This window comes from uncultured Roseobacter sp., assembly GCF_947499265.1.
Lineage (GTDB): Bacteria > Pseudomonadota > Alphaproteobacteria > Rhodobacterales > Rhodobacteraceae > Roseobacter.
Genome location: NZ_CANMNK010000001.1, coordinates 678,763 through 692,343, shown reverse-complemented (window position 1 = coordinate 692,343; position 13,581 = coordinate 678,763). Strand labels below are relative to the sequence as shown.

At 57.4% G+C, this 13,581-nt stretch carries 15 protein-coding genes; 3 read left to right on the top strand and 12 right to left on the bottom strand.

Annotated features, from left to right (window positions below):
- The first annotated feature begins 14 nt into the window (after positions 1-14).
- The gene (locus Q1A63_RS03355) at positions 15-452 is read left to right on the top strand and encodes an Rrf2 family transcriptional regulator (protein WP_298969263.1); all 438 of its coding nucleotides are present in this window, start codon (positions 15-17) and stop codon (positions 450-452) included.
- A gap of 27 nt (positions 453-479) precedes the next feature.
- Here the strand turns inward: Q1A63_RS03355 and Q1A63_RS03350 are convergent, their stop codons facing one another.
- The 4 genes from Q1A63_RS03350 to Q1A63_RS03335 form a co-directional block, all read right to left on the bottom strand.
- The gene (locus Q1A63_RS03350) at positions 480-998 is read right to left on the bottom strand and encodes a nuclear transport factor 2 family protein (RefSeq protein WP_298969261.1); all 519 of its coding nucleotides are present in this window, start codon (positions 996-998) and stop codon (positions 480-482) included.
- A gap of 49 nt (positions 999-1,047) precedes the next feature.
- Positions 1,048-1,365, bottom strand: coding sequence for an Atu4866 domain-containing protein (locus tag Q1A63_RS03345; protein ID WP_298969260.1), 318 nt, complete (start codon positions 1,363-1,365; stop codon positions 1,048-1,050).
- A gap of 53 nt (positions 1,366-1,418) precedes the next feature.
- Positions 1,419-1,916 carry a carboxymuconolactone decarboxylase family protein gene (locus Q1A63_RS03340; protein ID WP_299630639.1) on the bottom strand — a complete coding sequence of 166 codons (498 nt, stop codon included), beginning with the start codon at positions 1,914-1,916 and terminating at the stop codon, positions 1,419-1,421.
- A 73-nt stretch (positions 1,917-1,989) separates the two neighbouring features.
- On the bottom strand, positions 1,990-2,844 hold the full coding sequence (locus Q1A63_RS03335) for an SDR family NAD(P)-dependent oxidoreductase (RefSeq protein ID WP_298969257.1): 855 nt from the start codon (positions 2,842-2,844) through the stop codon (positions 1,990-1,992).
- 202 nt (positions 2,845-3,046) lie between these two features.
- Here Q1A63_RS03335 and Q1A63_RS03330 point away from each other — a divergent pair, with 202 nt between their 5' ends.
- Together Q1A63_RS03330 and Q1A63_RS03325 are read left to right on the top strand one after the other, a co-directional pair.
- Positions 3,047-3,958, top strand: coding sequence for an AraC family transcriptional regulator (locus Q1A63_RS03330; RefSeq protein WP_298969256.1), 912 nt, complete (start codon positions 3,047-3,049; stop codon positions 3,956-3,958).
- Between the two features lie 565 nt (positions 3,959-4,523).
- The gene (locus Q1A63_RS03325) at positions 4,524-4,910 is read left to right on the top strand and encodes a hypothetical protein (protein ID WP_299630636.1); all 387 of its coding nucleotides are present in this window, start codon (positions 4,524-4,526) and stop codon (positions 4,908-4,910) included.
- A gap of 34 nt (positions 4,911-4,944) precedes the next feature.
- Here the strand turns inward: Q1A63_RS03325 and Q1A63_RS03320 are convergent, their stop codons facing one another.
- The 8 genes from Q1A63_RS03320 to Q1A63_RS03285 all read right to left on the bottom strand — a co-directional run bounded on the left by Q1A63_RS03320 (position 4,945) and on the right by Q1A63_RS03285 (position 13,548).
- Positions 4,945-6,141, bottom strand: a complete 1,197-nt coding sequence (locus Q1A63_RS03320) for a PQQ-dependent sugar dehydrogenase (RefSeq protein ID WP_299630634.1) — start codon at positions 6,139-6,141, stop codon at positions 4,945-4,947.
- 262 nt (positions 6,142-6,403) lie between these two features.
- Positions 6,404-6,793 (bottom strand): c-type cytochrome, encoded by a 390-nt coding sequence (locus Q1A63_RS03315; RefSeq protein WP_299630632.1) that lies wholly within the window; start codon positions 6,791-6,793, stop codon positions 6,404-6,406.
- A 597-nt stretch (positions 6,794-7,390) separates the two neighbouring features.
- Complete coding sequence (locus Q1A63_RS03310; RefSeq protein WP_298969249.1) at positions 7,391-8,392, bottom strand: ABC transporter ATP-binding protein; 1,002 nt, start codon at positions 8,390-8,392, stop codon at positions 7,391-7,393.
- The gene (locus Q1A63_RS03305; protein ID WP_298969248.1) at positions 8,389-9,414 is read right to left on the bottom strand and encodes a Gfo/Idh/MocA family oxidoreductase; all 1,026 of its coding nucleotides are present in this window, start codon (positions 9,412-9,414) and stop codon (positions 8,389-8,391) included. Before Q1A63_RS03305 ends, Q1A63_RS03310 begins: the two co-directional genes overlap by 4 nt.
- Positions 9,411-10,250 (bottom strand): carbohydrate ABC transporter permease, encoded by an 840-nt coding sequence (locus Q1A63_RS03300; protein WP_298969246.1) that lies wholly within the window; start codon positions 10,248-10,250, stop codon positions 9,411-9,413. The genes Q1A63_RS03305 and Q1A63_RS03300 overlap by 4 nt, the downstream gene beginning before the upstream one ends.
- Before the next feature lie 10 nt (positions 10,251-10,260).
- Positions 10,261-11,187: a sugar ABC transporter permease gene (locus tag Q1A63_RS03295; protein WP_298969243.1), complete on the bottom strand. Its 927-nt coding sequence runs from the start codon at positions 11,185-11,187 to the stop codon at positions 10,261-10,263.
- A 196-nt stretch (positions 11,188-11,383) separates the two neighbouring features.
- Positions 11,384-12,637, bottom strand: a complete 1,254-nt coding sequence (locus Q1A63_RS03290; RefSeq protein ID WP_299630631.1) for an ABC transporter substrate-binding protein — start codon at positions 12,635-12,637, stop codon at positions 11,384-11,386.
- Between the two features lie 14 nt (positions 12,638-12,651).
- Positions 12,652-13,548: an N-acetylmuramic acid 6-phosphate etherase gene (locus Q1A63_RS03285; RefSeq protein ID WP_299630630.1), complete on the bottom strand. Its 897-nt coding sequence runs from the start codon at positions 13,546-13,548 to the stop codon at positions 12,652-12,654.
- Positions 13,549-13,581 lie beyond the last annotated feature (33 nt).

The following is a 13,581-nucleotide window of genomic DNA, read 5'->3' as shown; positions in this document are numbered from 1 at the left end:
TGATAAAAAACCTCATGCGACAGGACAATCGACTTTCCCGCGTGCTTCACGCCCTCCTCCATCTGGACGGGATGGACGCCCCTGCCACCTCTGCGCAGATCGCTCAGATGCTTCAGACAAACGCCGCTGTGGTACGGCGAACCATGTCGGGTTTGCGCGATGCGGGCATTGTTACATCGGTAAAGGGGCATGGTGGCGGCTGGTCTCTGGCAAAGCCTCTGGACCAGATCACGCTTCTGGTCATCTATCAGGCGCTTGGATCCCCGCAGCTCTTTGCCATTGGCAACGATGACGACGATCCGAGCTGCCTGCTGGCGAAGTCTGCCTACGCGGCCACCAACGAAGCACTCGCAGCAGCCCGGCGGCAGTTTGAAAAATCACTGGACGGGATCACCGTTGCACAGCTCGCAGATGGGTGGCGAAGCCAAGCGGAGAGCCACAACGATACCTGACCGAGCGCGCGGAGCACCGCGGTCGCGCTATTCAATCGCATCCATGCGCGGATCACGTGACAGAAGCGCGGCAAAGGCTGCGGTATCGAGAAACGCGGTGACTTCGGTTACGACACCTTCTTCCATCGTGAATATCCAAAGATAGTGGTTCCTGTAGATGTCTCCGGCCGCCGTGCGCCCTTGGCCATCGAAACGCACCAGAACATCGTCGCCATCCGCCCAGACCGCGTGCAGCGTCGGACTGAGCCCTTCGCTCATGCGTGCGTTGAATGGCGCCACCGTGCGCGACAGGAGGTCTTCCTTGCCGCGATACGTGCTAGAGACAACCGGATCAAAGCCCGTGATGGTCCAGACGACATCCGCATCAAGTAAGTCGAAGACGTTGAATGTCCCCGCTTCCCATCCTTCGAAGGCGTCACCGACAACCTGGCGGTTGGTCTCTTCGACCAACGGGTCTGCTGCGTTGGCCGGACGATTGGTCAGCGCCGGTAAGCAGACAGCGAGGCCTAGGCTCAGAGCGATAAGGCGGAAATTCTTCAAAGGCATGATCGCTTCCTTGAATGGCTTCAGAGGATGTTGCAGCTGGGACGCGCCATCACTCCTTGCGGTAGAAGATGTAGCCACCATGATATAGGACCCCGTCGCGGAACTGTCCGTCCGCGTAGAACCCGGTGTCATCCCAGTATTGGATGATATCGCCGGTGACATGGTACCGCCCCTGATAGGCGCTCTCCCGGCTGCCCCGCGCTTCGTCGTAGCGTCCGTTCGGCAAAAGATCGTGGCAGATATGTCCGTCTTCCGTCACCCACATGCCGACGAACGCGTGGGTCTGCGGCTCCGTCGCAGCCTCCGGTGGGGGAGATTGCGGGAAGTCGGTGGTGACGAATTGTCCTTGCGCGACGGATCCGGTCATGGCGACAGCCAAGGTTGCGAGAATGCGTGCGTGCAACCCACGTTCCAACCTCCTCACCGATCCGCTCCGCCGCCAGTCGCGCGCCGCTCTTCGAAGAGGTCCGCCATGGTTTGCGAGGCCAGAATTGCTTTCGGGAAGCCCGCGGGCACGGTGATCATGTAGACGATTTCCTTCAACTCATCTTCCGTGACGCCGACGTTGAGGGCATAGCCCGCATGGATCTTCATCAGGCCGCGTTCCCCCATGGCGGCAAAGGCGGCGACAGCTGCGAGCTGGCGCGTGCGATCATCGAGACCGGGCCGCGTCCAGACATCACCAAGCGCGTAGGCCTGGGTCGCGTCTGCGAGGAAAGGGAACTCCTGCCGCATGTTTTCCAGCGTTGTCTGGGGCACGCCGTTGTTCAGTTTCAGGATGACATCTGCCCCCTGCTGAAGACGTTCTTGTGTCGTGTCAGGCATTGTGCGTTCTTCGTCAGTCTGCGCGGTCGCGGGTGACATGGTCAGTCCAATCGTGAGGGCGACAGCCGAAAACGTGGTGTTCTTAATGGTCATGGTCCGTCCTTCTTGAGTGCGGTGAGGGGATTCTGCCCGGTCAGTGGGCATAGAAACGTTGGGATCTCCGCGATCAGGCGGCGGATGCAGCCTTGCCATCCGTCGATTTGGACAGCTCTTGCCACTCCGACAACTCGGCCATTCGCGCGTCATAGGCCCCGCTCAGATAATCGTGAGCGTCTGACCCGGCAGCATAGCGGAGCGGCGGCGTCTTTTCGCGGGAGAGCCGCACAAGCGCGGCGCCAAGCTTTGCCGGATCCCCCGCCTGGACATGGTTCTGCGAGGTATAGAATCCCTGCGTCGCCTTGGCATAACCGACATAATCGCCGATCGCGTTGTCCGAAAACCGTATCGAGCTGTTATCGAGAAAATCAGTACGGAAGAAGCCAGGCTGCACGATGGTTACACCGATATTGAACGGCTTCACCTCAAGCGCGAGGCATTCCGAAAAGCCTTCGACCGCGAATTTGGTCGCGCAATAGATCGACGCGATGTCGAACCCCAGTGCACCGCCAATGGACGAAAGGTTGAAGATATGACCCGATGTGTTGCGGCGCATCACCGGCAGCACGGCGCGGGTGACGTGCAAGGTGCCGTGCACATTGGTGTCAAACTGCCGAAGAATGGCGTCGTGCCCGATCTCCTCGAACACCCCGAGCTGGCCATATCCGGCGTTGTTGACCAGGACATCGATCCGCCCAAACTGCGCCACGGCCTCTGCAACCGCTGTCGTGGCCTGCATAGGATCAGTCACATCCAGTTGCAGCGCCAAGGCATCATCCGTGTCCGACAACGCTGTTTTGACCGCGCCGGCGTCACGCCCTGTCGCCACAACCCGGTCACCAGCGCTCAGCGCGGCTTTTGCGATTTCCAGTCCAATGCCGCGTGACGCGCCGGTTATGAACCACACTTTACGATCATTCGCCATATCAACCTCCTGACATCTGGCACGCCCAAATCCTTGGCGCGCCTTCTGCAGTTGATATGTGAATGTCGATGTTGCTGGCGGTAGAACAATCTCCCGGAATGATTGCCTATTTCTCCGCGGGACTACAAAAAACCGTTGCTCACATCTAGATATCACTCCTAAGAAAGCTCTCCACAATTCACCAGAATGAGAGGGAATGCGCATGGAAGGTTCCGTTGACAGCCTTGCACATATGATTGCCCGATTAGTCGAAAAGGATGGCATTCACGCAACGCCTGTGCCCAGGCTGGACCTTATCCGCAGCACAAAGCAAACTCAGGACCTTCACGCGGTTCACGAACCGGCGCTTTGTATCGTGGTGCAGGGCGCAAAACGGGTCATGGTTGCAGATCACATATATGATTATGACGCGGCCAAATACCTCGTTGTGTCATTCGATTTGCCGATCATTGGGCAGATCACACAAGCAACACCGGCGGCACCATATCTTTGCATTCGCTTCGGCATTGACCCCGCGGTCCTCTCCGATCTTGCCGTCGATATGCCATTGGACCAAGTGGCTCCAGCGACCGGTCCGGGGCTTTTTCTGGGAGAAACCACATCGAGCATCGTGGATGCTGCGACACGTCTTGTGGCGTTGGTGGAAAGCCCGGATGACATCCCGGCTTTGGCAAAGCTATATGAGCGCGAGCTACTGTATCGGGTCATCAGAGCGCCAGGAGGACAGACCGTTCTGCGCAGCGTATATGGACCAGGGCAAGGGCGACAGATCGCGCGGGCCATCGCCCTGATCAAGAAAAACTACCGCGAGCGGTTTGAGCTGGCCCGTCTTGCCGAAGAAGCGCACCTGCAGCCTTCCGCTCTGCACCATCACTTCAAATCTGTGACCTTGATGTCGCCCTTGCAGTATCACAAGCGATTGCGCCTGCAGGAGGCGCGGCGACTGATGCTTTTTGAGGCCAGATCTGCCGCGCAGGCAGCCTTTTCTGTCGGCTACGAAAGCCCGTCACAGTTCAGCCGCGAGTACCGCAGGCAATTCGGGCAGCCCCCCATGAAAGACGTTGAGGCGCTGACAGGTTCGATCCTGGCAACCGAACCTCAGGCAGTGGAGTGAGCCGGCAGCACCGTAATTTCGGTAGCGGCGCATTGAGAACCAAATTCTACCATCTCTGACCTGACGGCACTTAGAAAGACACCAAGCAAGCAAAGCTGCCGTTAATCTCAACCAATGCACCGGTCAGAGTGGGCGCTTACCGATCATCAATAGCACCACAGAAATGCCTCTTATGCCAACATCTGGCTGTTTTAGGCTGCCCTTAGCCACCGTTGAAATAGGTGTTGCGATGCTTCGGCGCGACCTTCATGGAAGACATTCCCAGTGCCTGAGAGCAACGGACTTCGGGAACTCACACTACTGGGACCACGCCACCTGATGTAGGTGCTGCGAGTGCCGGCACAACAGCTCATTCCAGATTGCGAACGCTTCGCGACGGCTCGGCACGTCCTTCCCCGGATCGGTCATTCATCAACGGCAAATGGCAGCATACCAGACCAGCCACGCGCGACGCGGGTGTCAAATGTCTCAGATGCGAATTCAACGGTCTTTAGGGCCTGGGTTCAAGGTCTTGCCGCAGGATTGATCGATAGCGATACTACAGTTCGAACCGAGGAGCATCGCGATGCGCATAACACGACCTCTCGCATTGATCTTTACAGTGGCTTTGCCGGGCACGGTTATTGGAGACACCGTGGCGGCAAAAGATCGCGCCAGATCGGGCAGTTTTGACGCGACGGGCGAGATCCGCTGCGCTCAGGAGGTCGGGCAATCGCTGGGTGTATGCAGCGCCGCTGTCGCCCGAGCTGCTAAATCAGCGGCGGTGGTCGTAACCTTCACAAACGGCTTTGCACGGACTCTGCTGTTCTCGGAAGGACAGTTTCTGCGCGGCAATGCGACCATGTCCGGTGTGGGCACCGACATGGACTGGCGACTATCCGACGGCGTCTACCACGTGCGGGTTGATGACCAGCGCTTCGAAGTACCCTATGCGCTGGTCATCGGAGACTAGACCGCGCGATATCAGCGCGCGGCCACAAAGCCAATCAACCGCCGGGGGTCAGCTTGTAGATCGTGCCTTCGTCGATGGATGTGTAAAGACTACCATCCGGGCCCATGACCACAGAGCGGAAGCGTCCGGACTCCATGGGAAGGGTCATCTCCGTCACGTCTTCGACGTCCGTATTGTCGTCATTGAACTGTATCACGTCGATCCGTTGGCCGATCGGGGTTCCGCCAAAGCCAATGCCCATGATCCCGACGACCATCGCGCCATTCCAGTCACCCCAGGCGTCACCTTCAAGGAATGCCGCTGATGAAGTGCCCTGCGACCAGCCGTTGTTGTTCCAGATCGGTGGCATCGCGTCGGGATAGGTGTCGAAGTCCGTCATCGACATGAAGGCCGCCCGCTCATATCGGTTCATGCCGTCTTCCTGGTTGGGACTGTATCCACAGTAGTCGTCCGGGCAATCGCCCCGCCCTGCCATGTTCGGACGAGGATCCCATCCGGCGTTGCCACCATTTTGCAGAATCGTGATTTCATCAGAGTGCCAGGGTCCATGTTCCGCCGTGATTGCAGCACCTGTTTCCGGGTGGAAGGCAATCCCTTGGACGTTGCGGTGGCCATAGGTGTAGGTTCTGGTGTCGAAACCCTCAGGCGGGCTATTTTCAGCAATGGCGTTGCCATCGGTATCAATGCGCAGAACCTTGGACCCCATCATCGTCGGGCTCTGCGGCACCTCGCCATTGTGCGTGTCTCCCGTGGTCAGAAAAAGGTGACCGTTTGCGTCAAAACGCACGCGTCCGCCATTGTGCGCACCGGGGCCGCCGAAGGGGTGGTTCGATGCCGCCATCTTGTAGGGCACATCATCGACAATATCGGTCCTGTCAGAAACCCCGGTAAAGTCCTCACTCAGCGTGAAACGCATCAACCGGTTGGTGTGCGGGTCCGACATGTTAGAGGTCGAATAAACATAGATGCGGCGATTGCTCGCAAAGTCTGGATCAAACGCGACACCCATCATGCCCGCCTGACCTTCGCAAAACAAATCCGAACCATTCGAGGCGTAACCCGCCATCTCACCGACGCCATAGAGGGCGTTCACCGTACCGTCTGGCATACGCACAGAAAGGCCTGAGCACTTCTCGGTGAACAGCATTGTGCCATCCTCCAGAAAGGCCATGTCCCACGGGTTTTCCAAACCGTCGAGCACAACCTCATGCTGCAGGCTGGTGGTGTTCATCCCATTTTGTGCAAAAGCTGGCGATGACAATACAGCCGTGCCAGCCAGAAGCGCGGCACCGATCGGCAGCGCAGAAAAAGACGTAACGTGAAACATGTTTTCCTCCCAGAAGTCGCTTCAAAAGTCGACCGGGAAGGCCTTCCGGCTTATCGTCTGCCCCCGCCGACCAAGACGTTAACCATAGGTCTCGCGCCATCGAGCGGTCAACGAATTTCTCGTTTGACGAGAGTCCCTTGGCGCAGCGGTGCTTTCTGATTACTTATCAGTCGAAGGCTGTTGCGACGTAAGCCGATATATTGACGATATCCTCGTCAGAGAGCTTTTTGGCGTGACTGATCATAAGAATGGAGTTCGGGCCAATCTTCTCACCGGATCTGTAGATTTTCAGTTTCTCTGCAATGTATTCCGGCGTCTTGTCGGAGAGCTTTGGATAGCTGGCCGCACCCTGCGCCTTGTTTCCGTGACAGGCCCGGCAGGATTTGCGAAAGATTTTCTCTGCCGCTTCCAAATCCACCACATGTTCTATTGGTGACGTTTCGATGTCTTCTGCCTTTGTGGCGTTAGTTGTATGATTATCTGCCCTGGCTGCAAAACCACAAGTGATCATTAGCATTGTTAGAATGCAGTTTTTCAACATAAGGACAGTCTCCATTGCTCGATCAGCTCAAACCGTTCTAAGCGGTCTTCACGACAAGTCCAATGTTTCGCAAAGATCAGGTACCAGATCGTTTTAATTGCAACTCGCCGCTTCGCAGAGCAAGCAACTGTGAATGTTGAAAACGAACTCGAACATAAAGATCATGCTGGGCGTAGTGATCAACAGCGTTTGCTTGCGGTACAAAAGCTGCGCCGGGGCTGATTCCTGCCGTCGTATGCAGTGCAGCATGTATGCGCCTCCCCCGAAAAAACCGTTGTCACCCACGTCCCGACTGTATGGACCGGCCACTGTTCGCAGCCTGAACGAAATGTATCCGCAGATGTCAGTTTCCGCAGTTAGACATGCGCCCCAAACCTTCCGGCCGCCCGTACTGTATTACCTTGGCACGAGGCCAATCCAGGCTGTAAAGTCTCGCCCGCCATCAAGTGAATGATACGATTCTGCTCTTTGTACGCTCGGTCACACCTCATAAAAATAAAGCTGCCGTAATTTTCAACCGAAGCGCAAATGATCTGGTTGGTGAACGCGCATTCAAAGGGCGGACGAATGCAAAGGTGTTGGTCATAAATGCGCGGAAACCATCACGTGTAGCTAGATCGCAACTCTTTGCAGGCTCTTGTCAAAGGCGAACGACTGGGTGTCGTTGAAATCAAGTTCGATCGCTGCGCCGACCTGGGTATCATCCTGACCGAATATGCGAACCGTCAGAGGTTCCTGCTCGGCGGTCGAGACAAGAAGGTTGGTGTCCCCGCCAAGTCGTTCGACATGGGTTACCGTACCTTTGATCCGCCCGCCTTTGGCCGGGCGCAGGTGTTCGGGGCGAATGCCCAATGCCCCACCTTTGGGAATTGTAAGCGGAGCCTTTTTGAGGAAATTCATGGCCGGAGAACCCAGAAAACCTGCAACGAACTGGTTTGCAGGATTGTTATATAGCTCCATCGGCGAGCCCACCTGCTCAACGCGCCCGTCGCGCAGCACAACGATTTTGTCGGCCAAGGTCATCGCTTCGGTCTGATCATGCGTGACATAGATCATCGAAGCGCTGAGAGTGCGGTGTAGTTCAGCGATTTCGATGCGGGTGTTCATGCGCAAGGCCGCATCCAGATTGGACAAGGGCTCGTCAAACAAGAACAGCTTTGGCTCGCGCACAATGGCGCGACCGATGGCCACGCGCTGGCGCTGGCCCCCTGACAGATCAGATGGTCGGCGATCAACATAAGCGCCAAGGTCGAGCATGCTCACAGCTTTGTTCACGCGCTCATCGATCACCGATCTGGGCTGCTTTTCCTGCTTGAGCCCTAGCGCCATGTTGTCGCGCACCGTCAGATGCGGATAGAGCGCATAGGATTGGAACACCATGGCAATGCCGCGCTTGGCGGGTGGGATGGTGTTGACCACATCACCCCCAATTTCGACGGTTCCGCTGGTGGCATCCTCCAGCCCGGCGATGACACGCAGCAAAGTGGATTTACCGCAGCCCGAGGGGCCAACAAAGACGACAAACTCGCCGTCTTCAACGGTAAGGTTGATGTCTTTCAAGACCTCGACAGCGCCAAAGGACTTGCAGACATTGGTCAGGGTGAGAGCGGTCATTGCTGGTCTCCTAGGTCGATGGGGTGGCCCATGCGGATGCTTTCATCAGCGGCGAGGCAGATCGCCAAAGATTGCACGGCATCATTCATGTGCCGCGAGAGGTCTGAATTGTTTGAGATTGCATCGATCACAAAGGCTTGCTCGGCGTTGCAAAGGGCTTGATGGTCGGGCTCATCGGGCAGGTCGATCAGCTTGTCGCCAGATGGACGATGCACCAGAAGACCGCCCACCTTAGTGTGGCCATCCACATTGTCAGAAGCACCTTTATTGCCATCGGTGATCGACACCGCCCCGTTTGGGGAGACCACATCTTTTACGAAGAACGCAGTTTCCGACATCATCGGCCCCCAGCCTGCCTCGTACCAGCCGATTGATCCGTCGTCGAACCAAACCTGCAACTGACCATAATTGTACATGTCGGTCGCGATTTCGTCCGACAGGCGCAGGCCCATGCCGCTGACGCGGACCGGCTTGGCGTCGGTGATCTGGCACATGACGTCCACATAATGCACCCCGCAATCTACAATCGGGCTGGTGGTTTGCATTAATGCTTTGTGGGTGTCCCATGTCGGGCCATCGGATTGCTGGTTCAGGTTCATCCGAAATACGTAAGGCCCGCCCAAAGCGCGCGCTTCGACGATGAGGCGCTGCCAGCTTGGATGGTGGCGCAGGATGTAGCCTACGACCAGCTTGCGGTTCAGGCGTGTGGCGGTAGCGACAACGCGTCTGGCGTCCTCGAACGTCGTGGCGAGTGGCTTTTCGATGAAGACATCCGCACCTGCTTCCATTGCCGCGATGGCATAGTCGGCATGGCTGTCGGAATAGGTCGCGATGCAGACCAGATCGGGGTTCAAGCCGAGCCCTTCCTCAAAGGTCTTGAAGGTTGGGTAGTCGGCCAGTGCATCTGGCAGTTTGGTGGTGGATCGGTTTACCAGCCCGACGATCTGGGCATCCGGATGGGCATGATAGGCCAGCGCATGGCTGCGCCCCATATTGCCCAAGCCTGCGACGATGACCCTCATTTGACAGCACCCGAGGTGATGCCGCGAATGAGCTGGCGCGAGAAGATCACATAGAGCGCCATGACGGGCAAGATCGCCAGGGACAGCGCCGACAGCACGGCGTTCCAGTCGGTGACAAACTGACCGATGAAGACCTGGCTGCCGAGAGTAAGGGTTTTGACCTCCTCTGCCGGAGCAAGGATCAGCGGAAACCACAAATCGTTCCAGATCGGGATCATGTTGAAGACCGCGACCGTCGCCATCGCGGGGCGCACCAGCGGCAGGACAAGGCGGAAAAAGATGCGATATTCTGACAAGCCGTCGATGCGACCCGCATTCTTCAGATCGTCGCTGACCTGTCGCATGAATTCAGACAGGATGAACACGGCCAGGGGCAGCCCCTGCGCGGTATACACAAGGATCAGGGCCCAGAGTGTGTTCACCAGGCCGGTTTGGACCATCATTTCCAGAATGGCGACGGTCCCGATACGGATCGGGATCATGATGCCAAGCGCCAGATAGAGCCCCATCAGCGTGTTGCCCTTAAAGCGGTACTCGGCCAGCGCGAAGGCGGCCATGGCGCCAAAAAGCAGGATAAAGAAAAGCGATCCGACAGTGACGATCATCGAGTTCTGGAAGTAGAGAAAGAAATCCCCCTGCTTGAGCACCGTTTGATACCCGATCATCGAAAAGCTCTCCGCATCCGGCAAGGCCAAAGGTTCGCGAAAGATCGCTTTTCGCGTTTTGAAGCTGTTGATGACAATCACGAAGACCGGGAACAGTGCGATCAGCGTGTAGAGGATCAGCGCAGCATGTGCGGCGAAGAGGTTAAAGCGGTTCTGGCGGGCGGCACTCATGGCTGTCTCCTCAGAACTGGTAGCGGCGCATGCGGGACTGGATACCGAAGAGGTACAGGCACACACCGACCAGGATGATGGCGAACATCGCCGACGCGATGGTCGATCCCATATGTGGATCGCCCAGTTGCAGCTGGAAGCCGAAGAACGTGCGATACATGAAGGTACCGAGGATATCGGTCGAGAAGTCAGGCCCAGCCAACGCACCTTGGGCGGCATAGATCAAGTCGAAGGCGTTGAAATTGGCCACGAAGGTCAGGATCGAGATGATCCCGATGGAGGGCAGGATCAGCGGCAGCTTGATCTTCCAGAAAGCGGACAGGCCAGTGATGCCCTCGACCTCTGCGGCTTCGAGAATTTCATCGGGTATCGATAGAAGTGCCGCGTAAATCAGCATCATCGGGATGCCGACGAACTGCCAGACTGAAACCAGCGATAACGTCGTCAGCGCATAGGCCTCTTTGCCAAGCCAGGGGGCATAAAGCGATTTCAGGCCGATCGCATCCAGCATTCCGGGCGCGATGCCCCAAATGGGCGACAGGATCAGCTTCCAGGCAAAACCGACGATCACAAAGCTCAGGATCGTGGGAATGAAAATGGCGGAGCGGTAGAAGCTTGCAAAGCGCAACTTCGGATGGCTCAGGATGGCCGCCAGTGCAATGCCGATGGGGTTTTGCACGAGCATATGGATGATGAAGAACCAGAAATTATTGCCCAGCGCGTTCCAGAATTGGGTTGACCAGACACTCTCATTGAATAGCGTTTTGAAGTTCTGGAGGCCAACATAGACACGTTCCTGATCGATCTCGGTAAAGAGCGACAGCCGCAGTGTGTTAAACAGCGGGTAGACCATCACAGCGGTGTAAACCAGCACCGCAGGCGCGAGAAACACCGCGATGTGCCAGCGCGTCTTGGGGCGTGTATGTTGATCTGACATGGCTTTCTCCGGACACAATGTCGGTGGTGGGATTATGGAACCGCAGGGTGTGTCGCAACGGCCTGCGCCAGAAAATGCTGGCGCCCGGTCAGACATCACGCCGCTTTCGGCGGTTGCGGTCTCATGGTCGGCCTGTTGGGTGGGCCTTGCCCCGACTGGCAGGGCGTCGGGGCAAGGCAGCAACTTGGTTTGATCTCTACTTTTGCGGCTCGTACCAGCTGGCCAGACCCTCCTGCAGACGCTTGCCTGCGTCTTCGGGGCTTTCCTCTCCCTTGATCACGGCCACAGATGCGTTCCAGGTTTCGTTCTCAAGGTTTGGTGTGCCACGGGACAACACCTGATAGGTCGACCGGATCGTGCTTTCACACTCGCCGCGCCAGGAGATAAACTCTTGCGCCAGTGGGTCTTCCAGCGTGACGGGCGCCGAAGACAGCGGGAAAAAACCCGGCAATGCATTCGCAAAGATCATCGCGAATTCAGAAGAGCCGACCCAGTTCAGGAAGGTTTGAGCCGCTTCCTTGTTGGGCGTGGCCGCGTTCATGCCGATGCCGATATCCGTGTGATCCGAAATATAGCAGGTGTCGCCCGCGTTCTGGACGGGGGGGTAAAAGGCCCCCATTTCGAAATCAGCCAGACCGTTGAAACCAGAAATTTCCCAAGACCCGGTTGGATAAATCGCGGCACGCCCCAGCGTAAAGATGTTCTGGCTGTCCGGGTAGGTTTGCGCCTCGTATCCGTCGCCCAGATAGTCACCCCATTTCGCCAATTGGCGATAAGGAGCGACCCAGGCTTCGTCGGTCAGTTTCTGGTCGCCCGCCAGCAGCGCAAGACGGCCGTCTTCGCCTTTCCAGTAGTTCGGGCCAATGTTGTTGTAGCCCATGGTCGCGGCTTCCCACTGGTCATTGGTGCCCATCGCCATCGGAATATAGCTGCCGTCTTCCTTGATCGTGTCGAGCGCCGCAAAAAATTCAGCCTCGGTTGTTGGCTCTTCAATACCCAATTCAGCAAACGCGTCCTTGTTGTAGATAAAGCCGTGGATGACCGAAGCCATCGGCACACAGAACTGAACGGATGCGTCATCCGTGCTCCAGCCCGACTTGGCCACGGGCGAGAAGTTCGCCATGCCCTCAAGGTCACTGATATCGGCCAAGTGGCCTGCTTCATAGAGCGCGAGAGACGCGTCAAAGGGGCGGCACGTGATGATGTCACCGGCAGAACCTGCGTCGAGCTTGGAATTGAGCACCGCATTATACTCTGCCGGTGCAGAGGGCGTGAAGTTCAGCTTAATCCCGGGATGCTCAGCCTCGAAGGCCGGTATGATTTTGTCCTGCCAAATCGCCAGGTCATCGTTGCGCCAGCTTTCGATCGTCAGCGTCACGTCCTGCGCCGCAGCAGCCCCCGCGATGAACGTCGAGGCCAGCATGGCACCGATCAGATGTGATTTTTTCATGGTCGTCTCCCTAGTCAGACATTTACGTCTTGGTTTAATGAGTTGATGCAGGGCCCCAGATGCCCGTCATGCGCCGCGAGCAAGTCGGTCGCAGCGTTGATCGGGCAGCCTAAGGCCACCAGAATTGCAGATTTGATTTCTCCGCCGGATTGCGCCAAAGCAGCCTCGGCCACATTGTCCGACGCGCCCGTTATGCTCTTGATCATGCCCGCAGCGCGCTTTTGCAATTTCGCGTTATCTGCGACGACGTTGACCATCTGACCTTTGTACACATGGCCCAGGGCGATGCCCATCAGCGACGACATCATATTCAGGGCAACCTTCTGCGCAGACCCCGCCCCCAGACGCGTAGACCCGGCGATGACTTCCGGCGGTGTTTGCAGACAAATCGCAATGTCGGCCAGATTGAGCAGTTCCGTGTTCGGATTGTTGGCAATCGCGATGATGCTGGCCCCTTTGGCCTTTGCGGACAGGGCCGCGGCCACCGCGTAGGGCGTTGATCCACTTGCGCTCAGCACGATGGCCGCGTCGCCTTTGCGGACATTTTGGGCGGCGGCCTCTGCGGCCTCGGTGTCATCTTCTGTGTTGCCCGGCATGGCGCCATCCGTTGGGATGCCCCCTGCCATGTGGATCTGAATGCGTCCCGCCGGGATGCCGAAAGTACCGGGCAACTCGCATGCATCGGCAAGCGCCATCAAGCCTGAGCTTCCTGCTGCGATATATACAAGCGAGCGTTCCGCCCGAATGGCGGCTGCCATCGCCTTGGCGCCCCCCACAATGGCCGGCAAGGCCGCCCTGATCGCGTCGAGGGCTGCCTGATGCCCGTCCAGCATCGCCTCGGCAGCCACATGCGGTGAGAGCGCGTCAATTGCGTCGCTTTGAGGCAGTTGTTCAGTTGTTGGCAGCAGCATCCGAATCTCCTTAACTAATCTAATACCTTTTAA